This window comes from Bacillus sp. FJAT-49711 (assembly GCF_018343715.1).
Classification (GTDB): Bacteria; Bacillota; Bacilli; order Bacillales; family Bacillaceae_C; genus Lederbergia.
Genome location: NZ_JAGYPL010000003.1, coordinates 681,289 through 705,397 on the forward strand (window position 1 = coordinate 681,289; position 24,109 = coordinate 705,397).

At 36.7% G+C, this 24,109-nt stretch carries 26 protein-coding genes and 1 riboswitch; of the genes, 19 read left to right on the top strand and 7 right to left on the bottom strand.

Going from position 1 to position 24,109, the window contains the following annotated elements:
* Positions 1-756: 756 nt before the first annotated feature.
* Positions 757-2,559 carry a glutamine--fructose-6-phosphate transaminase (isomerizing) gene (glmS, locus tag KHA96_RS17435; RefSeq protein ID WP_213130574.1) on the bottom strand — a complete coding sequence of 601 codons (1,803 nt, stop codon included), beginning with the start codon at positions 2,557-2,559 and terminating at the stop codon, positions 757-759.
* Between the two features lie 591 nt (positions 2,560-3,150).
* Between glmS and KHA96_RS17440 the strand changes: the two genes are divergently transcribed.
* The 6 genes from KHA96_RS17440 (at position 3,151) to KHA96_RS17465 (ending at position 7,709) form a co-directional block, all read left to right on the top strand.
* Entirely contained in the window at positions 3,151-3,531 is a 381-nt protein-coding gene (locus tag KHA96_RS17440; RefSeq protein ID WP_481748247.1) for a CD3324 family protein, read from the top strand.
* 184 nt (positions 3,532-3,715) lie between these two features.
* Positions 3,716-3,868: a hypothetical protein gene (locus tag KHA96_RS17445; RefSeq protein ID WP_213130575.1), complete on the top strand. Its 153-nt coding sequence runs from the start codon at positions 3,716-3,718 to the stop codon at positions 3,866-3,868.
* 144 nt (positions 3,869-4,012) lie between these two features.
* Positions 4,013-4,570 carry a TrmH family RNA methyltransferase gene (locus KHA96_RS17450; RefSeq protein ID WP_213130576.1) on the top strand — a complete coding sequence of 186 codons (558 nt, stop codon included), beginning with the start codon at positions 4,013-4,015 and terminating at the stop codon, positions 4,568-4,570.
* A gap of 73 nt (positions 4,571-4,643) precedes the next feature.
* Positions 4,644-5,507, top strand: coding sequence for a GNAT family N-acetyltransferase (locus KHA96_RS17455; protein WP_213130577.1), 864 nt, complete (start codon positions 4,644-4,646; stop codon positions 5,505-5,507).
* Between the two features lie 94 nt (positions 5,508-5,601).
* Positions 5,602-6,621: a S66 family peptidase gene (locus KHA96_RS17460; RefSeq protein WP_213130579.1), complete on the top strand. Its 1,020-nt coding sequence runs from the start codon at positions 5,602-5,604 to the stop codon at positions 6,619-6,621.
* Positions 6,622-6,920: 299 nt separating this feature from the next.
* Positions 6,921-7,709: an HAD family hydrolase gene (locus tag KHA96_RS17465; protein ID WP_213130580.1), complete on the top strand. Its 789-nt coding sequence runs from the start codon at positions 6,921-6,923 to the stop codon at positions 7,707-7,709.
* 194 nt (positions 7,710-7,903) lie between these two features.
* On the opposite strand, the gene KHA96_RS17470 is transcribed toward KHA96_RS17465, so the two are convergent.
* Positions 7,904-8,308, bottom strand: coding sequence for a VOC family protein (locus KHA96_RS17470; protein ID WP_213130581.1), 405 nt, complete (start codon positions 8,306-8,308; stop codon positions 7,904-7,906).
* Positions 8,309-8,380: 72 nt separating this feature from the next.
* Here KHA96_RS17470 and KHA96_RS17475 point away from each other — a divergent pair, with 72 nt between their 5' ends.
* From KHA96_RS17475 to KHA96_RS17485, 3 genes are read left to right on the top strand one after another with little or no spacing between them, the layout of a single operon-like run.
* Positions 8,381-8,653, top strand: coding sequence for a hypothetical protein (locus KHA96_RS17475; RefSeq protein ID WP_213130582.1), 273 nt, complete (start codon positions 8,381-8,383; stop codon positions 8,651-8,653).
* On the top strand, positions 8,631-9,656 hold the full coding sequence (locus KHA96_RS17480; RefSeq protein WP_213130583.1) for a DUF2332 domain-containing protein: 1,026 nt from the start codon (positions 8,631-8,633) through the stop codon (positions 9,654-9,656). The genes KHA96_RS17475 and KHA96_RS17480 overlap by 23 nt, the downstream gene beginning before the upstream one ends.
* Positions 9,657-9,698: 42 nt before the next feature.
* Positions 9,699-10,652: a bile acid:sodium symporter family protein gene (locus tag KHA96_RS17485; RefSeq protein WP_213130584.1), complete on the top strand. Its 954-nt coding sequence runs from the start codon at positions 9,699-9,701 to the stop codon at positions 10,650-10,652.
* 374 nt (positions 10,653-11,026) lie between these two features.
* Here the strand turns inward: KHA96_RS17485 and KHA96_RS17490 are convergent, their stop codons facing one another.
* Positions 11,027-11,458 carry a MarR family winged helix-turn-helix transcriptional regulator gene (locus KHA96_RS17490; RefSeq protein WP_213130667.1) on the bottom strand — a complete coding sequence of 144 codons (432 nt, stop codon included), beginning with the start codon at positions 11,456-11,458 and terminating at the stop codon, positions 11,027-11,029.
* Positions 11,448-11,744, bottom strand: a complete 297-nt coding sequence (locus KHA96_RS17495) for a transporter suffix domain-containing protein (protein WP_213130585.1) — start codon at positions 11,742-11,744, stop codon at positions 11,448-11,450. Before KHA96_RS17495 ends, KHA96_RS17490 begins: the two co-directional genes overlap by 11 nt.
* Positions 11,745-12,054: 310 nt before the next feature.
* Here KHA96_RS17495 and KHA96_RS17500 point away from each other — a divergent pair, with 310 nt between their 5' ends.
* On the top strand, positions 12,055-12,801 hold the full coding sequence (locus KHA96_RS17500) for a TerC family protein (protein ID WP_213130586.1): 747 nt from the start codon (positions 12,055-12,057) through the stop codon (positions 12,799-12,801).
* A gap of 51 nt (positions 12,802-12,852) precedes the next feature.
* Here KHA96_RS17500 and KHA96_RS17505 read toward each other — a convergent pair whose 3' ends face one another.
* Both KHA96_RS17505 and KHA96_RS17510 read right to left on the bottom strand, forming a co-directional pair.
* Positions 12,853-13,338, bottom strand: coding sequence for a GNAT family N-acetyltransferase (locus KHA96_RS17505; protein WP_249315675.1), 486 nt, complete (start codon positions 13,336-13,338; stop codon positions 12,853-12,855).
* A 56-nt stretch (positions 13,339-13,394) separates the two neighbouring features.
* Complete coding sequence (locus tag KHA96_RS17510; RefSeq protein ID WP_213130588.1) at positions 13,395-14,012, bottom strand: hypothetical protein; 618 nt, start codon at positions 14,010-14,012, stop codon at positions 13,395-13,397.
* A gap of 202 nt (positions 14,013-14,214) precedes the next feature.
* Between KHA96_RS17510 and KHA96_RS17515 the strand changes: the two genes are divergently transcribed.
* The 6 genes from KHA96_RS17515 to KHA96_RS17540 all read left to right on the top strand — a co-directional run bounded on the left by KHA96_RS17515 (position 14,215) and on the right by KHA96_RS17540 (position 19,069).
* Positions 14,215-14,769, top strand: a complete 555-nt coding sequence (locus tag KHA96_RS17515; RefSeq protein ID WP_213130589.1) for an RNA polymerase sigma factor — start codon at positions 14,215-14,217, stop codon at positions 14,767-14,769.
* Positions 14,762-15,523, top strand: a complete 762-nt coding sequence (locus tag KHA96_RS17520; protein ID WP_213130590.1) for a hypothetical protein — start codon at positions 14,762-14,764, stop codon at positions 15,521-15,523. The genes KHA96_RS17515 and KHA96_RS17520 overlap by 8 nt, the downstream gene beginning before the upstream one ends.
* A 1-nt stretch (position 15,524) precedes the next feature.
* Positions 15,525-16,400 (top strand): ATP-binding cassette domain-containing protein, encoded by an 876-nt coding sequence (locus KHA96_RS17525; protein ID WP_213130591.1) that lies wholly within the window; start codon positions 15,525-15,527, stop codon positions 16,398-16,400.
* Between the two features lie 3 nt (positions 16,401-16,403).
* Positions 16,404-17,666 carry a hypothetical protein gene (locus KHA96_RS17530; protein WP_213130592.1) on the top strand — a complete coding sequence of 421 codons (1,263 nt, stop codon included), beginning with the start codon at positions 16,404-16,406 and terminating at the stop codon, positions 17,664-17,666.
* Positions 17,667-17,677: 11 nt separating this feature from the next.
* Complete coding sequence (locus KHA96_RS17535) at positions 17,678-18,817, top strand: hypothetical protein (RefSeq protein WP_213130593.1); 1,140 nt, start codon at positions 17,678-17,680, stop codon at positions 18,815-18,817.
* A gap of 96 nt (positions 18,818-18,913) precedes the next feature.
* The gene (locus tag KHA96_RS17540) at positions 18,914-19,069 is read left to right on the top strand and encodes a hypothetical protein (protein ID WP_213130594.1); all 156 of its coding nucleotides are present in this window, start codon (positions 18,914-18,916) and stop codon (positions 19,067-19,069) included.
* Here KHA96_RS17540 and KHA96_RS17545 read toward each other — a convergent pair.
* Positions 19,066-20,172: a GGDEF domain-containing protein gene (locus KHA96_RS17545; RefSeq protein ID WP_213130595.1), complete on the bottom strand. Its 1,107-nt coding sequence runs from the start codon at positions 20,170-20,172 to the stop codon at positions 19,066-19,068. The two genes, KHA96_RS17540 and KHA96_RS17545, sit on opposite strands and share 4 nt — an antisense overlap.
* A gap of 195 nt (positions 20,173-20,367) precedes the next feature.
* A riboswitch (SAM riboswitch) is annotated at positions 20,368-20,472 on the top strand.
* A gap of 70 nt (positions 20,473-20,542) precedes the next feature.
* Between KHA96_RS17545 and KHA96_RS17550 the strand changes: the two genes are divergently transcribed.
* The 3 genes from KHA96_RS17550 to KHA96_RS17560 all read left to right on the top strand — a co-directional run bounded on the left by KHA96_RS17550 (position 20,543) and on the right by KHA96_RS17560 (position 23,851).
* On the top strand, positions 20,543-21,664 hold the full coding sequence (locus KHA96_RS17550; RefSeq protein ID WP_213130596.1) for a methionine biosynthesis PLP-dependent protein: 1,122 nt from the start codon (positions 20,543-20,545) through the stop codon (positions 21,662-21,664).
* Between the two features lie 78 nt (positions 21,665-21,742).
* Entirely contained in the window at positions 21,743-22,849 is a 1,107-nt protein-coding gene (locus KHA96_RS17555) for a 5-methyltetrahydropteroyltriglutamate--homocysteine S-methyltransferase (protein WP_213130597.1), read from the top strand.
* A 189-nt stretch (positions 22,850-23,038) separates the two neighbouring features.
* Complete coding sequence (locus tag KHA96_RS17560; protein WP_213130598.1) at positions 23,039-23,851, top strand: flagellin N-terminal helical domain-containing protein; 813 nt, start codon at positions 23,039-23,041, stop codon at positions 23,849-23,851.
* Positions 23,852-24,109: the final 258 nt, after the last annotated feature.

Sequence of the window (24,109 nt, forward strand, 5' to 3'; positions counted from 1 at the left end):
CATGAGGCGGGTTTTCTTTGGTATTGTCTTTTTTCGGAGATACAGAAGTTTATTTTCATGGTAGTATAAGTACATTTTTTCACAAACTCTTAAATTCTCCTTATTTTACCATATATTCTAAATATTTATAAAATAAGTATTTCCTCTCCCTCTAATGTCCATTTCTACTACTCGTCTACTATATGTATCTGTAACTTAGTTGGAACTTCCCCAAATCCTGCTCCACCCCTTCTCCCTCTTGGCTTCACGCCCTCTTTTAAGCCTCTTGGCAATGGAACTAAGTTCGTACCCAAAATGCTCGTTTTTGCCCTCTTTTTTCCACTCTGGCTTGTATAGAATATTCTGCCATTGTAACTAAGTTCTCCCCTGGAATCGAGGAAAGAATCAGGAGAAAAGATTGGAAATGTAACAATTTTGGGACGGAGTAGAGTAAAGAAAAAAGCCGAAGAAAGATTGGAAATCCTACGGGTTTATGGAGTGGGAAAGAAACTGAAAATCCTTATTGGGCAAGGGTTCTAGGGCATATTGGATAAACTAATCAAACGTTTGATTAACAAAAAAGAACCGAGAAGGACGTACCATCGGTACGCTTCCCGATCCTTTTTCGAGCCATTTTTTCTCTCCACATTTCCTTTGTTCTTCTCTCCCCTTTTTTCCCTCTCAGGTACCAACTTAGTTACAGCAGGGGAGAACAAAGTTACATGGGTACCGAGAGAGTTACAGGGGGATAACAACTACAACCATAACATATTCTCCCTACTCCACCGTCACACTTTTCGCTAGATTCCTAGGTTTATCAACATCACAGCCTCGATGCAAGGAAGCGTAATAAGCGATCAGTTGGAGTGGGATGACAGAGATAAGAGGTGTTAGTAATTCATTTACGGCTGGTAGGACGAATCGATCTTCATTTGTTTTGAGTCCTGCCATTGAGATAATGCATGGGTTGGCGCCACGGGCGACGACCTCTTTGACATTGCCGCGGATGCTCCAGTTAACGTTTTCTTGGGTTGCTAAGGCGATGACAGGTGTGCCGTCTTCAATCAAGGCGATGGTTCCGTGTTTGAGTTCGCCGCCTGCGAAGCCTTCTGCTTGTATATAGGAAATTTCCTTTAGCTTTAAGGCACCTTCTAGACAGACGAAGTAGTCAAGGGAACGTCCAATGAAGAAGCAGTTGCGTGTAAATGGAAGAAATTCACTGGCGATTTTTTCATATTCTTCTTTTGAATCGCAAAGGATTTCCATGGCGTTCGCGATGATTCCGAGCTCATGGATAAGATCAAATCCAGTATTCAAACCACGGGACTGTGCCGTCACATTTGCTAGAATGGCTAATACAGCAATTTGTGCTGTGTAAGCTTTCGTTGAAGCTACGGCAATTTCTGGTCCTGCATGAAGAAGCATTGTGAAATCTGCTTCACGTGACAAAGTCGAGCCTGGAACATTAGTGATAGTTAAGGCCTTATAGCCCATTTCTTTCACTTGAACTAAAACCGCTCGGCTATCCGCTGTTTCACCGCTTTGAGAAATAAAAATGAACAACGGTTTTCCAGATAAAAGTGGCATGTTGTAGCTAAATTCACTTGCAACATGAACTTCTACTGGAATTTTTGCCATGCTTTCTATGAATTGTTTTCCGACAAGACCTGCATGGTAGCTCGTTCCACAAGCAACAATATAGACACGGTCACATTCCTTAACGGCTTCTATAATGTCTTCAGCAACTTCCAGTTGTCCTTTTTCATTCTGGTATTCTTGGATGATTTTTCTCATCACTAAAGGCTGTTCGTCGATTTCCTTTAACATATAGTGTGGATATGTGCCTTTTTCAATATCGCTCGCATCAATTTCTGCTTTATATGGATTACGATTGACGATTTCACCAGTAAGGTTTTTAATCGTCACTTCATCTTTTTTCAACATGACCATTTCTTTATCCATTAATTCGATATACGTATCGGTTACTTGAATCATGGCCATGGCGTCACTTGCCACGACATTGAATCCATCCCCGACACCAACGAGTAAAGGACTCTTATTTTTCGCTACGAAAATTGTATCTGCGTTTTCTGTGTCGATAATCGCAATTGCATAGGAGCCTTCCAACAATGTCAACGTTTTTCGGATTGCTTCTTCTGCGTCCATGCTCTCTTCCGCAAACTGTTCAATCAATTGGACAATCACTTCAGAATCCGTGTCACTTTGAAATGAAACATCTTGTAAGTATTTCTGCTGCAATAGTGTATAGTTTTCAATGACTCCGTTATGAACTAAAGTAAAGCGGCCTGAAGTACTTTGATGCGGATGTGCATTGGAACGACTTGGCACTCCATGCGTCGCCCAGCGGGTATGTCCGATTCCAGCCTGTGCAAAAATTCTTTCGTCTACGGCACTTCTTAAATCGGCAAGCCGTCCTTTTTCTTTAAAAATATGGACAATGCTATCGTTGCATAGTGCAATCCCTGCAGAATCATACCCTCTATATTCAAGCTTTTCCAAGCCTTTTAATAAAATTTCTTTCGAATCATGATTTCCAATATAACCTGTAATGCCGCACATAAGTTTTTCCTCCTATATAAGGAGGCAAGCAAGCACGGGGGCATACTTGCCCCCTTATCTCTGTTTTATTTTTCTTTATGTGCACATTCTCTTTCTTTTGTCCACCGAGTCGCCTCTGGTGATTTGAGAAAGAAACTTCGACTGTGTGTCAACAGTCGGGAGGTATCCGCCGAACGTTCGATAAACCTCCACCTCGTCAACTAATCTAACGAACAGATTAGTTCTGGCGCTTGAGTAAATAATGTCCAATGCTCCTTTCTATTCTTGACTAAAAAAACGAAACAGGAATATCATACTATAAATATTTTTCTCTGGTCAATATATAATATGAAACTATTTGTAGAATGATATGATTCACAAAAAAATATGCAGCTTACCATTTTGACAATGACACCAATGACGGTCCTTCACGAGTCTTCCATAAGCTACCACTATACTGTATAGTGAAATTAAGCAAATACTCAAACGCTAAACGTTTGCATGTGCCAGAGAGGGGAGAAGGACATGATTAAAAGATCGAATCTTTTACATTTCATTTACTTAGGCAAGCTCCATGCAAAGTCTATATTATAAACAATTGCGGTTGTTTGCATGGAGCTACTTTTTGTAACCGCTTATTTCATTCCAACCTGTATGGTGGATACTGTTGATAGTATAGGCTTTGCTTCCTTAAAATCCGATCATTATTTTAAGGGGCGGGCACGAATGAAATATATTAAAGCACAGGCTGTTTTTCCAAAGGAACTATTGAAGGAAATTCAGAAGTACGTTCAGGGTGAGATGGTTTATATTCCAAATCCTGATGGGGTTCGGAAACAATGGGGCGAGGATTCAGGATATCGAGAATTCCTGAGGCAGCGAAATGCTACTATTCGTCAAAGATTTAGTGAAGGAAGCACCATTGATCAGCTGACCATTCAATATTCCCTTTCCTACGACAGCATCAAAAAAATAGTCTATTCGAAAAGGTAATCATCAAGCTTACGTGTTATGAAACTCGTAAGCTTTTTTAACGTTCTGAAGTAGCTTTCCTTGCTCCATATGTGATGAACTGTCAATCGATCAGGATTATGTGCTGAAAACAATTAAGATTTGTTTTTTATATATAATCCCGACTATACACCCCCTATACTTACCGTTAAAAGGGGAACATCCTATGACATATTTGGACACAAAACACTTACTAGAAAAATATAAAACGAAGTTACAAGCGATTGGCGGACAAAATGCTAAAATTAAGCAAATAAAGCATATCCAAAATGGCAAAAAAACAGATTCTGATGTGCTTTTTGCTATTGAGGGCATCTAGGCTCATCAAATCCTAATTAAAACAAACATAGAAATTGATTCCTTTCTTTTTTGCCCTGAATGCATGTATAGTGATGAGGCTTTTCACATAGCGGAAGAGTTTTTCAAAAGAGCCAAGAAGATTTATCTCATCTCAAAAAAAGTAATGGAAAAACTCAGTCAAAAGGAAAAGCAAGATGGACTGCTATCAATCGGAACATTACCATCTTATAAAATAGAAAATCTGCAGCTAAAAAACAATGCGATCATTGTGATATTAGATGGCTTGGAGCAAGCCGGCAATATAGGTACTATTTTACGAACTAGTGATGGAGCTGGGGTAGACGCTATTTTCATTTGTAATAAAAGAGTAAAACAAACCAATCCCAAATTGATCAAAGCGAGTATGGGTGGTGTATTCACGGTACCAATCATAGATTTTGTTCATACTTCAGCTTGTATAAGCTGGTTAAGAAAGCATCATTTTAATATATATCTAGCAGATACCCGCGCGGAACGAACATATAAACAATATGAATATGAAGGGAATACCGCTTTGGTGATTGGGAGTGAGCGATATGGAATTTCGAAGGATTGGTATGATTTCCCCAATCAGCAGTTGTTTATCCCAATGCATGGGATATGTGATTCATTAAATGTTGGAACAGCGACTGCCATTATGGTATATGAAATAAGCATGAAGAAGAATGTATCCACATTATAGAGTGGGCAAGACTTGCCATTTTTGAACCTTCGTCATTTATATCTTTAAATCGAATAAGGACGGTGCCATTTTTATGGAATTGGAAAAGTACTCCATCATCACAGCAGACCCTGTAGTATTTTCAAAGTATTATGCTACGTATCGCCAAAATGTATGGTTCAGACCAAGTTGGAATGTATTGAATGAAATGTTACGTTCTTCAGAAGATTGTTACTGGGTCATGTTAGGAAATGAAAGAGTTGCAGGTGCTTACTTACCGGATGGATCGATTGGATTGTTGATTCAATTGCCTTTTCATCCGATCACAGCGCAGCTTGTCCGCGATGTAAAAACTTATATATTGAATACGTCAAATCAATCGACGGATTTATATGCCTATAATACACCGCCTGAACAGCAATCTTCCTTTTTGGATGAGGGGTTTGTCCATGTGGAAACGAGAGAATGCATGATACGTCCAACGGAAGAAAGGTTCTTATCATTAGATGAGCATTTTTATTATAAGGTCCCATGCAAAGAGGATCTACCAATGTTAGTGGCATTATTAGAGGAAGCTTATGTTGAAAACAACCATGATAGACGGGATGTAAGGACTTATACAGACGAGACTTCATATTATTTTCAACAAACGGAATCTGAATTGTTACAAACTGCAACCATCCTCTATCATAAAAAGACTAAAGAAATCGCTGGTTTGTGTTTAGTTTCACTCTGGGAGGAGTTGCCTCTCATATACGATATAGCTGTAAGACCTAAATATAGAAGAAGCGGCTTAGCCTCTTTCATGTTAGATCGAGCGATAAGTATGTTAGAACCTCTTTATCCTGTCATTCGTTTGTTTGTTACGACCGGTAACAATGCTGCTCAACTCTATACAAAAAAAGGATTCCTTTCTGGGGGAGAAACCTCTACCTTAAAATATATAATAAATCGATAGGCAATGAGTCTCACTATATAATGTTTTTTGTTAACGCCTTTCTTTTACTCCGATAATACTCTAAAATAGTCTCAATTAGAGAGGAGAGATTTCGATGATACGTTATCCGAAACCGTTAAAAGCGGGAGGCACAATTGGCATTACTGCTCCCTCTTCTGGAGTACCGAAAGAACTGCACCCGATTTTGACTGGCGGCATTGAGCAATTTAAAAAGCGTGGATTTCAAGTCGAGGTTGGAAAAACGCCATGGACCCAAGAAAAGGCCGCTTCAGCGGAAGCGAGTATTCGCGCAGCAGAATTGAATTCCATGCTGCAAAATCCTCATATTGATGCGATTATTCCACCGTGGGGTGGAGAGATTTTAATGGATTTACTTCCTGACATACAATGGGATCAAATGCAGCCAAGTTGGATATTAGGATATTCTGATACTAGCACTCTATTATTTGCTATCACTGTAGTAACAGGAATTGCAACTGCCCATGGTGTAAATTTAGTAGATTTACGGAGCGATGAATGGGATAAGACGACGAAAAAGTGTTTGGATGTACTAATGAGCACGGAAGGCGATACCATCAACCAATTTTCTTCTGAAAAATATCAATCGGAATGGAATCATGATAAAGAGCCCGATCCTTATGTTTATAAGTTGAACACACCGACAATTTGGAAAACGTTGGATGGAAAGCCGCTGGAATTGGAGGGCAGGCTTCTTGGGGGATGTATCGACACGCTTCAAAATTTAGTCGGAACGCCATATGCAGATATAAAGGCTTTTCGAGAAAAATATATTAACAACGAAAAAATCCTTTGGTATTTTGAAATCTGTGAAATGACGGCGACTGATTTTTATCGTTCGTTGTTGCAGCTGCACTATGCTGGTTGGTTCGAACAATCAAGCGGTATTATCTTTGGGAGAACGTCTGCGGGGGAAGAAGTTGAAGGTTTTACTACTTTTGATGCAATGGAACGCCTTTCTCAAATAACTGGTCTCCCTATCGCTTATGATGCGGACATCGGTCATGTTCCACCGCAAATCACCCTAGTCAATGGCGCAAAAGCAGAGGTAAAAGTCGAAAATGGGCAGGCATCTGTTAAAATGGAATTAAAATAGTTGGCTCTGTTAAAACTGAATGTTGATTTCACCATATTTTAAAAAATAAATGGATTAATTCCGTTTAAATTGGAAAAACCCATAATTTCTTAGAAATAAAGGAAGTTTCTCCGTTTATATAATCCAAATCATTGGATTTTGTCTTATTTAGAGCAGTTAATCGGAATAGTTCCGCTTATATCTGCTTCTTTTACTTCCTTTAAATAGAGCAGCAGGAAATTCTCCGCCTATGAATGCTCATACCTAAACGAAAATCGACAATTAATAATAATATAGCTAAAAAGCTAAAGGAGAAACGAATGACAGACTATAAAGCATTGTTTTTAGATATTGATGGGACGATTTTAAAATTGGACCATACTTACGAAGAGTCCACTAAACAAGCCATTTTACAGGCTCAATCAAAAGGCATTCAAGTTTTTCTAGCAACTGGAAGACCGCTCCATGAAATTTCCGATTTAGCAGAGGAACTAAATGTTGATTCCTTCATTGGCTACAATGGTGCACTTGCTAAATACCACGGTGATACGATCGTAGATGAACCGATGAGCCGTAAAATTGTAATGGATTTTGTGGAGATTGCTAAAAAGCATGGACATGAACTCGTCTTATATACGAGCGAGAAGAATTATTTTACATCGATGGATTCACCTCATGTGGACCTTTTCATTGAAAAATTTCAAACAAAATATAATGAGTTGTTCACAATAGATGTGGCAGATCAAATATTAGGAGCAACGCTGATTAATTTAAAGCCAGAAGAAGTAGAACTATACGAGATTGATTCAAGCTATCACTTTTCACAAGTAAATGTCGATGGGTTGAGGCACTGCTATGATGTGATTCGGGATACGGTTAATAAAGGTGAAGCCGTAAAGAAAATACTGCATGTGATGAATATTGAAAAAGAGGCGGCGATTGCGTTTGGTGATGGGATGAACGATAAGGAAATGCTATCAGCAGTCGGGGAAGGCTTCGCAATGGGAAATGCAAATCCGGATTTATTTGCATACGGAAGCAGGAGAACAACAGCGGTCACGGATTCAGGAGTTTATAATGGACTAAAAATAATAGGGGTTGTCGATTAATCGACAACCTCAAGTCATTTTCTCTTCGATTAGATTTACTCTTGATAACGAGACCAGACATTTTTACTCTCGGATAAACGTCTGTTACTTTCGGATAACGGTACTAAACTCTCGCATAATGTAGTTACTATCTTAAATGTGCCTCTTATTCATCACTCGCCGAAGGCAATGTTCAATATTCTTCCCCTGCTGTTTTATTTATTTTCTCCTCCACTTCCTGGTGCTACAAGTTCTACTTTTACCCGATCTGGATCTTCAAAGTAGACCGCATAATGTTGAGGCCCTCCTGAAAATGGATGATTATCTTTATAAAGAATTTGGACTTCCCTTTCTTCCAACTTGGCTGTCATTTCATCTACATGCTTTTGAGACTGTGCGTGAAACGCCAGATGGTTCAGCCCAACACGGCAGCGATGATACGGGATATCTAAAAACCGCTCCTCTGTCTGTACGAAAACGATATACGTTTCACCCAGCTTCCAGCTTTGACCCTGATCCCATTTTTGATAAACACTATATCCCAACTCTTCAAGGAGCCATCCCCAAAATTCTATAGACTTTTTCAAATTGGAAACATATAACTCAATATGATGAATCATCTTTTATCACCTATTTTTTCTTAATATTGAATATTATACTAGAGATAAATCATTTCGAAAGGTAAATTTCATATGAAAACTTTTATTCAAGCATTACTTATATCTTTAACGCTTCACTTATTATATTTTGGCGGGTCTATTCTATATGGCTATATCCTTACTATGAATTATACTCCTGATTTTGAAAATGCAGTTGCATTCGATTCTAAAGTTGCCTTTGGGTACGCTGTGGACCCTTTCTTTTTCATATTGACCTTTTTAGGCGTTACTTTCTTTTGTGGAATTCTCATCCTCATTTTTAAAAAATATAAAGGAGACAAAGATGGAGATCACTCAACTATCTAACCGATTTAAAGCCTTTGCAGAAGGTGAGTGTAAGGACTCAAGTCCTTTGTATGAGCATTTATCGTTAAAAATTTCTGAAGACCATGACTTGCTTGAACTAAGCTCTCATGCCCAAGAAGGTCAACCGATCCCAAATTTATTTTTAGGGGCTGTCCATTATCTTTTACAATCAGGGTGCAACCATCCATTGAAAGAATATTATCCTAGTATGTTGGAGTCCCCGTTGAATCTAAAAAGCATTTTTTCTCATTTTAAGGATTTCTGCCTAGCTTTTAAAAGTGATATTATTAATCTACTGCAAACAAAGCGGGTGCAGACAAATGAAGTACGACGCAGCGCTTATTTGTATCCAAGCTTTTGCTATATGTATGACAAAGTGAAAAAGCCATTGTCCTTAATAGAAATTGGCACGAGTGCCGGGCTTCAGTTGCTATGGGATCAGTATGGCTATTCCTATCGTAATGGCCATCATTATGGAGACAAGACATCCAAAGTGCAGGTCACTGCGGAAATTCGTGGTAAACAATTTCCTGCCCGCTTAGAAAAAATTCCACCTGTCGCATCGAAAGTTGGATTAGATCTCCATGTTTGTGATATTACAAATCCGAAAAATGCGCTTTGGCTTAAGTCACTCATTTGGCCTGAACACCGGGACCGGGTTTTGCTATTTGAAAAAGCTGCCCAGCTTTTTATTGAAAATCCAGTAGAATTAATCGAAGGTGATGGGGTTACGTTATTACCTGATGTTGTCGAGCAGGCTCCTGCAGATAGTGCCATCTGTATCTTCCATACCCATGTGGCGAATCAAATGCCTGAAGAATTAAAGCATAAACTCATAAAAATTATTAAAACACTTGGTGCTCAAAGAGACGTATTTCATCTCTACAACAATATGTGGGACCGCAAGCTGCATCTCGATTCCTACCTGAACGGTCGTGAAGAACAACATGTCATCGGGGAAACAGATGGACATGGGAGATGGTTTGAGTGGAATTTACACTAAGTAATCGTCGAGCTAAACCAATGAAAGAAGAAGGAATTGCCTGTGTTAAACAACTTAAATAAATGGCTTCAAAAATGGATGCCGATATTGACACCTCTAAGCTTAGTGGTAGGTGTATTATTTCACAATATTGGTGTGCATCTATTATTTTTAGTTTCGTGGTTATTTGCATTTATGACGTTCTCCAGTAGTTTAAACATGAACGTTAAAGATGTTAAAAGTTTTTCGAAACACCCGGTCATGATTTTAGGCAGCATCGCCTTTTTGCATATCATCATGCCGATTTGGGCGTATTTTTTATCAACCATTATTTTTGACGATCATCTACTGACGATTGGTTTTGTTATTTCAGTAGCAGTACCAACAGGCGTTACGAGTGTAATTTGGGTAAATATTTGTCGGGGCAATCTACCTCTATGCTTATCGATCATTTTAATCGATACATTGTTATCGCCATTTTTGATGCCCGGGTTACTGCATATAGCGGTCGGAGAGTCCATTGCTATTGATACTTCCTCACTCATAATGGATTTACTTTGGATGATCGTATTGCCGACTGTAATGGGTGTTCTATTAAACGAGCTGACTAAAGGCAATATAAAAGCGACACTTGGCAGAAAGCTTGCTCCATTCTCAAAGCTATGTTTGTTTGGCGTGGTCATGATTAACAGCAGTGCCATTGCTCCTTATTTGAAACAAGTTACTTGGGAATTATTTGGTGTCATTCTTCTCGTCCTTTTCATAGCTGCATCCGGTTATGCCATTGCTTTAATCATTGGGCATTTTGTTTGGAAAGATACAAGTATTGTCACAACTTTTGTTTTTATCGGCGGAATGCGAAACATAGCTATTGGAGTCATTATAGCCACAACTTATTTTCCTGCAAAAGTGGCGATGCCTGTTGTATTCGGCATGCTGTTCCAACAAGTATTAGCATCCTTGTATAGTAGAGTTATTGAAAAATATAAAATGAAATATGAAGCTCCATCTGTTTAGCCTAAAGGAATCATTCGAATAGCCACTCGCATTTTCCCGTGAAGAAATAAAGAAAGTGAAAAGCTGAAACCTGGAACAAACTATTAAGAATGGAAATCAGAGATCTGACCAACACTATGAAAGTTATTATTAGTAGGTAATACATCTTCAGAAAAAGGCTATCTTCTCTTCTAAATATTAGAAAATGGAAATTATAAATGCTAATGGCCTTACTACATTCAGTCTATACGTAGCAAGGCTCTATAAAAATTATTTCAAATTACATTCATCTGCTTATGTAATACTTAATAGATCTATTTACTCCTTATTTAACTGGCACACCGTTGAGGTTGGTTTTTCATAAGCATTAAATACTCCATTTGTCGAAAGGGTATCTATAGTTTATCAATTACTTTTGTTAGCTTTTGAAGTGCGGATAAAAAGTTTGTTAATTCATCGGTTGATAAACTCGCATAATATTTTTCAGAAACCTGCTGCATAAATCTTTCCATTTCCTTTTTATAAAGCAATCCTTTTTCGCCTAATTCAACTGAAATTGTACGCTTATCTTCTGAATGTTGCTTTCTATAAATATAACCTTCAATTTCAAGCTTTACTAACTGTTGGCTGATAGCACTTTTAGTAATATTCATTTTTTCTGCTAAATCTGTAGGAGTGGATGATGGATGCCGAATAATTAATGTTAATAACGCATATTGCTGATTATTTAATTGGAAATTCGTATAAGTTCTTTCTTTTGTTTCTAGTAACAGCCATAGTTCTTCTAGTGTATGATTAATTTCCTCAGCTAGGTTTTCATTCTTCATCTTTTTGTTTATCACCTTTTCTCCTCCAATTTTTTGGATTTAACTTACTTTTATATTTGGTCACCACTTCTTTCCCAACAAAAGCTGCACCTATCAAAAATAAGATTTCTCCCACTACTATACATACTGTAATAACAGTCGCTTTTAAGTGAGTTGGAAACGGGGTGAATGGTACGATAGCTGCAAATCCCCATAGGATAGGATAAAGAATTAGAAGCCCTATTCCAAGTTTAAAAAGGAATGACTTCTTTTGCTTGTCTCCGTTAGAAACTATATCTTTTTCCAATTTCAATCCCCCTAATTTAGTTAACTTAACTAAATTGTATAACGCGACCTGTATGATTACAAGATTTTAAAATGTATTTACTATTAATCAATTGATAATATAAAAAACTTGCCCTATAAATTCGTTACTGCTTTAACAATTCCTAAGTGAGCTATCCCGCTCTGTTAGTGGAAGAAGAATTTTTAAACAACTTTATTATCTTCGTACAAATTAGAATATATTAGTCGTTTTACGGACAATATATTTTAGATATAAAATCTGTTAAAATGTTAATACAAACTATGAATAAAATATGATTTCAGGTGGACATATGGAGATATCTTTATTATTAGAATACGGCTGGGTTTTAATGGTTTTGATTTTATTGGAAGGCTTACTATCTGCTGATAATGCTCTCGTTCTAGCGATTATGGCAAAGCATCTACCAGAAAAACAGCAAAAAAAAGCAATTAATATTGGATTGTTACTCGCTTTTATCTTTAGGATTGGTGCTATTTTTGTTATTTCGATTCTTTTTCACGTATGGCAAGTTCAGGCAATTGGGGCTGCCTATTTAATTTTTATCGCTTTAAAGCATCTCTTTAAAAGGGATCACGGAGATAAAAATAAGCAGGGTAAGAGTTATCGGATGACAGTAGCTCAAATTGCATTGGCAGATATAGCATTCGCTATTGATTCCATATTAGCTGCAGTGGCTCTTGTCTTGGCATTACCAGATACCCCTTTAATTCAAATAGGCGGTATAGATGGGGCCAAGTTTATCGTCATTTTAATAGGAGCGATTGCAGGTTTAATCGTTATACGATTTGCAGCAGGATTTTTCGTTAAAATATTGACGAAACGCCCTAGTTTGGAAACTGCAGCCATGTTAATTGTTGGTTGGGTTGGGATTAAGTTATTAATACATACCCTTGCGCATCCATCCTTGCACATCATTTCGCATGAATTTGTCGAAGGTCCTATATGGAATACAATCTTTTGGTCAGTTATGCTACTAATTGCTATTGGCGGATGGTTTTTATCAAAGGAGAAAACAGGCGATAGTAAAAAAGATTGAGTTGTACTTATACATACAAAAGGGATAAAAGCTTATACCTCTTATCCCTTCCTACAACCTCTTATACAAAAATTCACGATATTTTGTAAAGCCTTGCTTCTGATAAAGTTTCTCCGCTGCTAGATTACTAGCCCAATAATCTAGCTCAACTAATTCAATTTTATGGTCTCTAGCAATATCATAGATTTTATCCATTATTACGGAACCAAGTCCACGATTAGGCTTTAGAACATTCAGCTGATGAACATACACCGATCGATATCCTTTTTTAAATACATTTTCGGGATATTCTTTTATTTCAATCCATGCATACCCTACAGCTTCATCTTCAATTTTTAGAAGCAAAAATAGCTGATTGTCCTTTTGGATAATGCCTTCAAAGAAGCTCCTAACCTTATGATAATCATATTCTTTGAAATGGTCAGGGTACAACTGGACGTGAAGTTCATGGACCGATTTATTTAAGATAGCAATTTGTTCATAATCCCTTGTAATCATTACTTCCATTTTCTCAACTTCTTTCATGCAAAATGCCATAGTATAAGTTAATACAATAATTTAAAAATCTAGCACTTTGCTTTTACTTATCGTTTCTATTCTTGACTCAACGATTTAGTTAATTCCGCTATTTTTACTCTCTTTTCTTCGAATTCCTTTGACTTCGAGTAATTCGAGAATTCCTGTAATACTTTCATCCAACTATCTTTATTTCCCTGGTCGCTATTAATAATATTTGAAAAGTCCTCCATTGTTTCCTTTATTATAACAATTCCCTCTAAATCATTTGGATCTAAATCAATATATTGATCCGAACCATTTTGATTTTTTTCATGTCGTTTATGTAATGACTCCAAAAATTCAGAGTAGGAATCCAATATATCTCTTAATGGTGAAACATTAAGAGCATATGCTGAATTATGATAATAAGATAAATCTAGAAAAGTACTAGATATTTCCTTCAAGTCACTTTCAATATAATCTTTTACAATTCCATTTTCTCCTATATATATCTTATTATTTGAAATAGATGTATTCACTGTTTTTAAAACGGAATGTATATTCGGAATTAAACCAGTGAGTATCTTTTCATTGTTTATGTTAAGTTCATTCTTCAATTCCTTCCTACTTTCCAATAGTTTTACATTAATAAACAATGAAATGATTAGTAGTAAAACAACTATTTTAATTGATATCCCTTTAATATTCTTCATTTTCCAGCTCCTTTAATCGGACATTCACTTTATGAGATGTTTCCTTACCTTTGTATTATTAAAATAGTAACACTTTATCAAAAGTTTACTACTTCTTTTTTGACAGCTTTGTTTTTAATTATGGCTACGATAAAATTTATATAATTTAATTAAAACTTTTTTCCCACGGCTTACGAATATATGGTTAGAAGGCAGTGAGACAATGAAACAAGAACAGCGCTGGATTATGAAAATAAAGAAAAACGGAAACCACGAAGCCGCCAATGAGCTCATTTCTAAGTACTATCGGGAAATGTATGCATTTGTGTACAAACAAACGATTAATTCCGATCTTTCTCTCGATCTGACTCAGGAAATTTTTATTAGCGTACTAAAATCAATTAGATTATTTGATGATAAAAAGGCTTCTTTTCGAACATGGCTTTACAAAATTGCTTCTAATCGACTGGTGGACTACTTCCGCTCGAAAAACTATCAATATCGGAAGCTGACAGAGTCATTAGAAGGGCATGATTTTGAAGGTTCCGAAGATATGGCAATCTCATTTGAATACAAAGAGGATGTTGAACAAATCACCTCAATTATTAACCAATTAGAGACGAGCACACAGCAAATTATCCGTCTGAAGTTATTTGGAGAGTATACATTGCAGGAAATTGCTGAAATGGTACAAGTCCCGCTATCTACTGTCAAAACAAGGTACTACGCGGCAATCAAACTTATAAAAAAAGAAATGCAGGTGCATCAGCATGAATAAAGATAAATTCCAAATTCCTATGCCTGATGATGAGATCATTCAAAAAGAAATCAATACGATTGTCAAAGCTGGAATAAAAAGAAAAGAAACCTTTCCTACATTTTTGTGGAATCTTTATAAAGACATCGGATTTAGATATCTTTTTACAAATCCGAGGGATGGAATTTTAATTACTTTATCCGTAATCGCTGTCCTGATTTTCTTATTTATGACAATTACTGAGCCATCTAATGTAAATGAAAAGGATATATATGGGTTTGTCTTTTTAATTTCTCCTCTTCTTTTTATGGCATTATCCCTTTATGACCTTTTCCATAAGAAGCATAGTGAGACCTTTGAAGTGGAGATGGTATCAAAATATAACTTATATCAAGTAGCTGCCTTTCGTATGTTCAATTTCAGCGTGATTGCCATTATCGTAAATACAATAAGTGTTATTTCTCTTGTTTCTTTTTACGATACTCTACAGTTTTTTAGAACATTCATGATCTCAACGACGGCTCTATTTTTATTCTCGGTTATTTTTCTAATGGTCTTCATGAGGGGTCGTTCTGGATTTACTGCTCTTCAAGTGGGGACCGTCTGGATGGGGCTTAATCTCATCCTCAGTTTATTAAACAATAAAGCTTATATTTATTTTTTGATGACCATTCCGATTTTTGTCTATGGAATTGTCCTTGCTGGCAGCGTGATTTTGTATCTTCTTTACTTAAGTAAGCTGGTTCGAATGAAACCAGCGGAGGGAGTTTTTTAACATGTTGGTTGTAAAAGATGTACGTAAACAATATGGAGATTTTACTGCTTTAAAACAGATTAATCTCGAGTTTGATAAGGGAATATATGGACTTCTTGCCCCAAATGGTGCCGGAAAAACGACGTTGATTAAAATGCTTGTGACGCTCATTTCCCCAACGAAAGGAGAAATCCTTTATAACGGAACAAATATTGTTGAACTTGATGAGGATTATCGTGATATTCTTGGTTATTTACCGCAAAACTTCGGCTTTTATAAGCATTATTCACCAAAACAGTATTTAATGTATCTCGCTGCTCTAAAAGGGATAGATAAGAAAGCGGCACTGTCTAAAATTAACGAGTTGCTCGAAAAAGTAGCGCTTCGTGAGGTCGCCAATAAAAAAATGAGGAAGTTCTCTGGTGGGATGATCCAGCGGGTTGGCATTGCTCAAGCATTATTAAATGATCCGAAAATATTGATTTTGGATGAGCCGACTGCTGGTCTTGATCCGAAAGAACGAGCCAGATTCCGTCAGCTTTTAACAGGGCTATCAAGGGATAGACTGATCATCATTTCCACCCATATCGTTTCAGATATTGAATCGATCGCCAATCAAGTAATCATGATAAAAAATCAGGAGATCCTATTTAAGGACACTGCTCAATCTATATGCGATACGCTCGATGGGTTCATCTACGAAACATCCATCTCGAACGATGAATTAGAAGCTTTTCGTAAAAAATTCATTCTCATTGGCGAAAAGCAGGAGCATGAAAATGTGTTAGTACGTTTCGTTCATAAAGGTGAAATGGACAGAGATTGGATTCCAGTTATTCCACATTTGGAAGATGTGTTCTTATATGAATATCGCGATAATTTACAAGCGGAAGTGTGAGCTATGAGAATTACTTTTTTAGAGTGTAAAAAAGCACTCTCTTCACCGATTATCCTTTTTCTCCTGCTCTTATTCACAATTTGGAATGTCTTTTTGGTTTATAACTCTTCTGATTTTAAAGAAGAATTGGAAGTTGTGAATCAGATAGCACAGGAATATGGGATTGCTATTACAGATGAATCCCTATCGCGCATTCAAGAAGGTTTTGCGGCGGATCTAGCCTATTTAAATTCCATTACGGAAGAAAAAGGCGGACAAACGTTTGAACACGCAGCTGATTTTTTTAATCAATTAAGTTATGAGAATCACGATCTATATACAAATTCAGAACTGCAATCCTTTTACGAATTACAGTTAAAAGAAATGTATGTTGAGAATGCCAAGTCTTTAGATTATGAATATGGAAAGTTTGATATAAAAAAGATCGGGGAAGCTACAATTGAAGGATATCGTCTCACTGGAGCCGCAGCTGAAACCCTTAGACAAGAATATACAACATTCTCTACTCGATTTGAAGAATTGAAACAGAATGGAGAGCATAAACAGTGGTTTTTTGCCGGAAAAGTATATCGCATGCATAGTCTTTTATTTTCAACTTTTTTCAAACATATCTTAATTGAAGCAATGATATTAATCGTCCTTTCTACTGCCTTGATTACTAATTTTGAATATGAAAATCGAACACAGCTTGTCATGTATACTGCTCGTCGAGGGAGGAAGTTAATGGTGGATAAGCTCCTTGCTTCTTTAATCACTACCTCCATTATTACGATCTTTTTGCTCATCGTGACACTTGGTTTTTATTTTTCCGTGTTTGACTATTCCCATTTATGGAATAGTTCGATTAGCAGTGGTTTTAATTGGGAGTATAATTTCCCTTATGTATCATGGTGGAATTTCTCATTTTTGACCTATTTACTTTTAGCGGTAGTCGTTTCATATGTTAGCATGCTATTATTTTCAATCTTTACTTTTAGCCTTTCGGTTTTGTTGAAAAATAGTTATTTCACCTTTATTGTATTTTCTGTTATTTTTATTGCTTTTTTTATTTTGCCATCCTTTCTACCAGGCTCTATAAACTTAAAATTACTCGCGGGATTTAATTTGTCTAGTCTTGTGTTAAATCCTCAACAATGGTGGATGGGGTCAAGCGGGCTGACGATGTTTAAATACTATGAGGTCGGCACCATCTTCGCCTGGAGTGCCATCTTTACTATTCTTTGTTTCTTGTCATTAAAAAAATTTACGAAACAAGACATCTCGTAAGGAGAAATTTTATGCATATCTTACTATTAGAAATTCGAAAGATCTTAAACTGGAAAATACTGTTCGTTTTAGCTTTCGTTAATTTGATTTTGTACTACTTTTTGATTGATTTTAATATTGAACACTTTCCTAATGGAAGGCCTGCCTTGGATTCCTACAGGATTGGTGCAGAAATGGTTCAAAACTACGGCCCCGAAATGGATGAGTCTGAAAAAGCGGATTTTAAAAAGAAATACGAAGAAGAAGTGCGAAAAGCAAACGAATTCTTTCAATCAAGGGAGGATTTTAAAAAGGTTGGAATTCAATCTTATGAGGAATTCGAAAATATAGACCGTGAAAATGAAACCCAAATGAAACTTCGTGATAAGGTTGTTTTTGACGAAGAAATCGATTTGTTCTGGGAACTTCAAGAGCGAGAAAGATTATTAGAATACCATCATGATCAGGACATGATAATCGAAAATGAGATAAGTAGGGCTGATTCTATTGGACAGAAACGTTTAAACGAATTAAAAAAGTCGGGACAGTTCGATCTTTACCCGGAAGTTTCATTAATGGATTTTAATGATATCATTTCGAATATTGCGATTGCTGTTTTAATCAGCGTTGTACTCGTCATCTCCCCTACTTTTCTTAGTGATCGAACAAGAAATCTAGTTGATTTGCAATATACTTCAAAAATAGGAAGATCCCTTTTTAAAAGAAAACTCGCTGCTGGACTCATTTCTGCATTTATTGTTATGACGGTATTGCTTGCCATTTATTTAAGTATATACTCTTTAAATAATCCTGCAGTTTTCTTTGAAGTACCCATTAATTCCTTTATCGGTCACACGTACTGGTATAACTTAACGTTTTTTCAATACATCGTGCTTTCTACGGTTGCTATTTATATGTTAGGATTCCTATTGACATTCATATCCATGGCTGTTTCCACTCTCGTTCCAAGTTATATTGCACTAATTGGAATTCATGTTCCAGTCATATTGGCGCTGCTTATTTTCGGAATACGCTATTTGCTTTTTGCAATCATCAGCATGTGGCTGCCCATATGGATTGTACCGCTTTGTTATATCGCACTGATCACAATCGTAATAGGCTTTATTATATTCATATGGATAAGAGAAAGAAAATTAGATATTGCCGCATAAATTAAATGCCAAGAGGAATAATTCCCCTTGGCATTTTTACAGTTTTTTCATAAAATATAGAATAGTGTACTAACTTTATATTTTATGGAGGTCATTATGAAGTTAGATAATAAGAAGAAAAAAATCCAATTGGATTATAGGGAAAAAATGCAACAAAAGAAAAACTCTAAAAAACAAACAATAGAAGCGATTATTATTGCTGCTATTATTTTCACATTCATCTTTCTAAATACATTTTTTAAATCTTTTTAAACTGCACCTACTGGCGTTCGTTCACCTAAATTCATAATCACCTTATTTTTCCCGGACTTTTTAGCAATATATAATGAAGTGTCTGCCCCGTTAAACAGGAGGTCCTTACCCATCCCTGGCAATAATTTTTGTAATCCGACACTCACCGTCACACGCTGCCCCTTTAATTCCTCCATGCATACATTCGAAATGCCCATTCGAATGTTTTCCATTTTTTCTAAAAATTCTTCAGTCGTTAATCCAATATTGATGATAGCAAATTCCTCACCGCCGTAACGAAAAGCAAAATCATCATTTTCCAAAAAAGATTTAATTTGCTTCGCCACTTCTACAATGACCAAATCACCCATTTGATGGCCATACGTATCATTTACCTTCTTAAAATTATCGATATCCAAGATTGCAATATGTAAGTATAATTCATCAATTGTGTCCATTCTTAATAACGTTTCTAAATATTCGTGAAAGGAGCGATGGTTGTAAAGCTCTGTAACGGGATCCATCCGCGTAAGCTTTTCCATCTGGATATTTTGTGAAAATAAATCTTGCTTTTCTTTAGTCGTTTTTAAAAGCTCATTAGCCAATTGAACGCTATGCTTCATCAAACTGTTAATAAGCAAAGATATCCCTATTATTATAGCAATCATAATAATAATATCGGAGTGCATCATATGGGAACGGACTGGATCTGACAGTATATAGATAAGGAGACCCGATAAGATTCCGGTAATACAAGCAAATTTTAATAGCTTTAATTTATAAAAATATAATGAAACCATGACAGGGAAAATTAACAGAAAAATAAGGATAGGTTTTTCATATAGCGTTAAAATAATGATACTTGCCACTATATTAATACCTAAAATCAAAATGTATTCTATATGGGATTTTATTTTTCGTAGACAGACTTCAAGTGTTCCGATCGTAATTACTAAAAAGATAGAGGGATAGATGATCACATATTGAACAAATAGCCACGTATCCTTAGTAGTGAAAACAGCATCCACACTTGTGGCAATGATATATAATCCGATAATAATCCAAAGTGTATTTAAAATATCACGAACTAAAGATGCAGCGTGAATGACATTTTCCTTTTTCAATGTACTCTCTCCTATCCCACTAGGTAAAAAGTCTATGAGTATTATTACTCATTGTATCGAATAATAGAAAATAAGAAAAGTTCTTATTTTATACTTTCAATAAATTCATACATTTTTTATTATTTTTCCCTTGCACTTTTTCTTCGTCTATATTAAAGTAAGATACATTAACCAATTCAAAAACTTTATATTCTTTTCTTATCCAGAGAGACGGAGGGATTTGGCCCTACGAAGTCTCAGCAACCGGCCTACATGGCACCGGTGCTAATTCCAATAGGTTTTTAACCTAGAAGATAAGAAGATGTTTTCTTTTATGAGGACCTTCTTTTTTCTAGAAGGTCCTTTTTATTATGGCTGGAGGATGAACAACATGACGGTTAAAAGTTTTGAGACGAGATTAGTCCAGTTAGGTAATAGATATGATTCAAAAACTGGCGCTATTAATCCCCCTATCTATTTATCGACTGCATATGAGCATCCTGGGCTTGGGGAATCAACAGGTTATGACTATACACGAACTAAAAACCCAACACGAGCTATTCTTGAAGAAGGAATTGCCAATTTGGAAGGAGGCGATCAAGGGTTTGCGTGCAGTTCCGGAATGGCCGCCATCCAATTGGTACTATCTCTCTTCCAAAACGGCGATGAATTAATTGTTCCTGAGGATATTTACGGTGGAACATATCGCTTACTAAAACATTTTTCAGAAGTTTATGGAATCAAGACTACTTATGCGAGATTTCAGGATGTAAAGGGGACAGAAAAAAATATTACACGCAGCACAAAGGCCATTTTCATTGAAACTCCTACTAATCCTTTGATGGAAGAAATTGATATTAGCCAGTATTCATATTTAGCTAAAAAGTATAATCTTTTACTGATTGTGGATAATACATTTTTAACTCCATATTTTCAGAGACCAATAGAATTAGGTGCCGATATCGTTATACATAGTGCGACCAAATATATTGGAGGTCACAATGACGTATTGGCTGGATTAGTCACAGCGAAAGGGAATGATCTTTGTGAAAGATTGTTTACTTTACATAATGCAATCGGCGCCGTTCTTTCACCAACAGATTCATGGCTGTTGATTAGAGGATTAAAAACCCTTCATTTACGTATGAAGCAACATGAGGAAAATGCGAAGAAAATAGTGAAGTTCCTACGAAATGAACCGTTTGTTACAGATGTTTTATATCCTGGAAAGGGCGGCATGCTCTCGTTTCGTCTTAAGGAGAGTAAATGGGTTGACTTCTTCTTACGGAATCTCAAGCTAATTTTCTTTGCAGAAAGTCTTGGAGGGGTTGAAAGTTTTATCACGTACCCGACAACCCAGACTCATGCAGATATTCCTGAAGAGGAACGGATAGCCCGCGGTATATGTGACCGACTCCTGCGCTTCTCGGTAGGAGTTGAAAATACAGAAGATTTAATAGCTGACTTGGAACAAGTCTTTTCAGCAATTAGGGATAAGGCAACACAACATTAAAGGAGGTGATGGTCGCTAATTGCGGCTAGACCGGTTTTAATCGTCATTTAATTTTTATAAAAAAAGGAGAGTTTAACCATGACAAAAACAATTACAAAAGCACCTTTTAGAGCAGATCAAGTAGGGAGTTTATTAAGACCCGAGAACCTACATAAAGCAAGAAAGGATTTCAAAGAAGGCATCATCTCAGCAGAACAACTACGTGAAGTGGAAACACAAGAAATTAAACGAATTGTTGACAAGCAAATTGAAGTTGGACTAGAGGCCGTGACGGACGGGGAATTTAGACGCAGATTTTGGCACACTGATTTCCTTGAGCATTTGAACGGAATTGAAGGATATGTGCCTGAGGTTGGATATATTTTTAGCGGAAATGAAGAAACAGAAAGATACAATATCCGCAACATCGGAAAAATTTCATTTAATCAAGATCACCCTCATGTAAAGGATTTTACCCTGTTTAATGAAATTGTTGGAGGGCGAGCGGTTGCGAAACAAACGATTCCAAGCCCTAACCAATTATTTAATATCGGAATCCGTGATGAGAACATTTACCCTGACATTGAAGAATACGCGAATGATATTATCCAAGCGTATCGTGATGCGATTAAGGCTTTTTATGATGCTGGAGTTCGCTATTTACAATTAGATGATGTGTATATCGCGGGACTTTCCTCTCCTGACATCCCTTTTAACGATGGGGCTTTTTCAAGAGACTATTTAATTGATTTGGCTCTCCGTGTCGTAAATGGTGTATTGGAAGGAAAACCCGAAGACTTATTTGTTACAACCCATCTTTGTCGTGGAAACTATCGATCCAATTGGGCATTTTCTGGAAGCTATGATTTAATTGCACCAACTTTATTAGCAAAAGAAAAAGTCGACGGCTTCTTCTTAGAGTATGATGATGAGCGCTCAGGAGACTTCAAAGCTTTGGAATATGTCCCTAGAGGAGGCGCAAAAGTTGTTCTTGGTGTCCACACATCTAAAAAAGGTGAATTAGAAGATAAAGATACAATTATTTCTCGTATTAAGGAAGCTTCCAAGCATATTCCACTCGAGCAGCTTTGCCTAAGCACGCAATGCGGATTTGCTTCAACACACCATGGGAACCTTTTAACAGAAGAAGAACAATGGGCAAAATTGAAGTATATCGTGGAAATTGCGAAAGAAGTTTGGGGATGATTGCAAAAGCGTAGGCGTTGGAACTAGACGGGAAAACAATTAAGAAATCCACCATTATTCCAACTGATTACTTCCTGTGATTTAAATGATTGAACCTGGAGAAAGATATATTCTCCAGGTTTTTCTTTACTTTCTTTATTAATTGCCGATATTAATCAAAATGCCATTTAGATGGAAGGAGTGAAAAGGATGCTGGGAACATGGTATAGTTCTGGATTAACGATGATTAATCAAATGAATCGGCATCTTACTATATCGCGGCAATCATTAGAGCGAATTTCATCGGGGATGAGGATTAATCGTGCAAGTGATGATCCTGCAGGACTTGCGATATCCGAAAAAATGCGCGCGCAAATTCGCGGTCTTCGTATGGCTGGGCGCAATATTCAAGATGGAATTTCCTTGTTGCAGACAGCAGAAGGCGGATTGAACGAAACACATGCTATTTTGCAAAGAATGAGAGAATTAAGTGTCCAGGCTTCGAGTGATACTTATACAGATGCGGATAGAGAAGCGCTGGCTTTGGAATTTGAAGAGCTGAAAAAAGAAATACAACGGATTTCTAAGGATGTACAATTTAACTCCATGTCTTTACTTGATGGCTCAAAAAGTTCATTCCGCATACAAGCTGGGGCGAACGCCGGACAGTATATTGAATTATCGATTGGAGATATGGGTGCTGAGGAAATTGGAATTCATAATTTATCAATTGATACAAGAGAAAATGCGAATGAAGCCATGTCAAAACTTGATGATGCCATCCGAAAGGTTTCCTCAGAACGTTCCAAAATGGGTGCATATATGAATAGGCTGGAACATGCTTATAATAACACGATGACCATGGAGGAAAACCTTGTTGCGGCGGAATCAAGAATACGAGATGCGGATATTGCAAAGGAAATTATGAATTATACGAAAGCAAATATTTTACTGCAGGCGAATCAATACGTTATGAGCCTGCATATGCAGCAAGCGTATTTGATTTTGCAGTTGTTGAAGTAAAGGTACAATACGCATTATCCTTTGTTTAAATTCGATGAATAAGGTATTAATATAGTGATTGCTTTCCTTCACTATGGTTTTTCCAACGTCGAAGGGCATTAATACGACGATTGATTTCCTTCACCTTGATTTTCCAAACGAGAAAGGGCATCAATACGGCGATTGATTACCTTCACTTTGAGATTCCAAACGAGGAAGGGCATCAATACGGCGATTGGTTACCTTCACTTTGAGTTTCCAAACGAGGAAGGGCATCAA

Coding starts and splice junctions, on each gene's coding strand:
- glmS (WP_213130574.1), bottom strand. CDS start 2,559: ATGTGCGGCATTACAGGTTATATTGGAAATCATGATTCGAAAGAAATT.
- KHA96_RS17510 (WP_213130588.1), bottom strand. CDS start 14,012: ATGAAGAATATTAAAGGGATATCAATTAAAATAGTTGTTTTACTACTA.
- KHA96_RS17525 (WP_213130591.1), top strand. CDS start 15,525: ATGTTGGTTGTAAAAGATGTACGTAAACAATATGGAGATTTTACTGCT.
- KHA96_RS17540 (WP_213130594.1), top strand. CDS start 18,914: ATGAAGTTAGATAATAAGAAGAAAAAAATCCAATTGGATTATAGGGAA.
- KHA96_RS17480 (WP_213130583.1), top strand. CDS start 8,631: ATGGAGATCACTCAACTATCTAACCGATTTAAAGCCTTTGCAGAAGGT.
- KHA96_RS17550 (WP_213130596.1), top strand. CDS start 20,543: ATGACGGTTAAAAGTTTTGAGACGAGATTAGTCCAGTTAGGTAATAGA.
- KHA96_RS17500 (WP_213130586.1), top strand. CDS start 12,055: ATGGAGATATCTTTATTATTAGAATACGGCTGGGTTTTAATGGTTTTG.
- KHA96_RS17560 (WP_213130598.1), top strand. CDS start 23,039: ATGCTGGGAACATGGTATAGTTCTGGATTAACGATGATTAATCAAATG.
- KHA96_RS17440 (WP_481748247.1), top strand. CDS start 3,151: ATGGAGCTACTTTTTGTAACCGCTTATTTCATTCCAACCTGTATGGTG.
- KHA96_RS17515 (WP_213130589.1), top strand. CDS start 14,215: ATGAAACAAGAACAGCGCTGGATTATGAAAATAAAGAAAAACGGAAAC.
- KHA96_RS17530 (WP_213130592.1), top strand. CDS start 16,404: ATGAGAATTACTTTTTTAGAGTGTAAAAAAGCACTCTCTTCACCGATT.
- KHA96_RS17450 (WP_213130576.1), top strand. CDS start 4,013: ATGGAAAAACTCAGTCAAAAGGAAAAGCAAGATGGACTGCTATCAATC.
- KHA96_RS17505 (WP_249315675.1), bottom strand. CDS start 13,338: ATGGCATTTTGCATGAAAGAAGTTGAGAAAATGGAAGTAATGATTACA.
- KHA96_RS17475 (WP_213130582.1), top strand. CDS start 8,381: ATGAAAACTTTTATTCAAGCATTACTTATATCTTTAACGCTTCACTTA.
- KHA96_RS17535 (WP_213130593.1), top strand. CDS start 17,678: ATGCATATCTTACTATTAGAAATTCGAAAGATCTTAAACTGGAAAATA.
- KHA96_RS17470 (WP_213130581.1), bottom strand. CDS start 8,308: ATGATTCATCATATTGAGTTATATGTTTCCAATTTGAAAAAGTCTATA.
- KHA96_RS17460 (WP_213130579.1), top strand. CDS start 5,602: ATGATACGTTATCCGAAACCGTTAAAAGCGGGAGGCACAATTGGCATT.
- KHA96_RS17520 (WP_213130590.1), top strand. CDS start 14,762: ATGAATAAAGATAAATTCCAAATTCCTATGCCTGATGATGAGATCATT.
- KHA96_RS17490 (WP_213130667.1), bottom strand. CDS start 11,458: ATGAAGAATGAAAACCTAGCTGAGGAAATTAATCATACACTAGAAGAA.
- KHA96_RS17555 (WP_213130597.1), top strand. CDS start 21,743: ATGACAAAAACAATTACAAAAGCACCTTTTAGAGCAGATCAAGTAGGG.
- KHA96_RS17445 (WP_213130575.1), top strand. CDS start 3,716: ATGACATATTTGGACACAAAACACTTACTAGAAAAATATAAAACGAAG.
- KHA96_RS17465 (WP_213130580.1), top strand. CDS start 6,921: ATGACAGACTATAAAGCATTGTTTTTAGATATTGATGGGACGATTTTA.
- KHA96_RS17455 (WP_213130577.1), top strand. CDS start 4,644: ATGGAATTGGAAAAGTACTCCATCATCACAGCAGACCCTGTAGTATTT.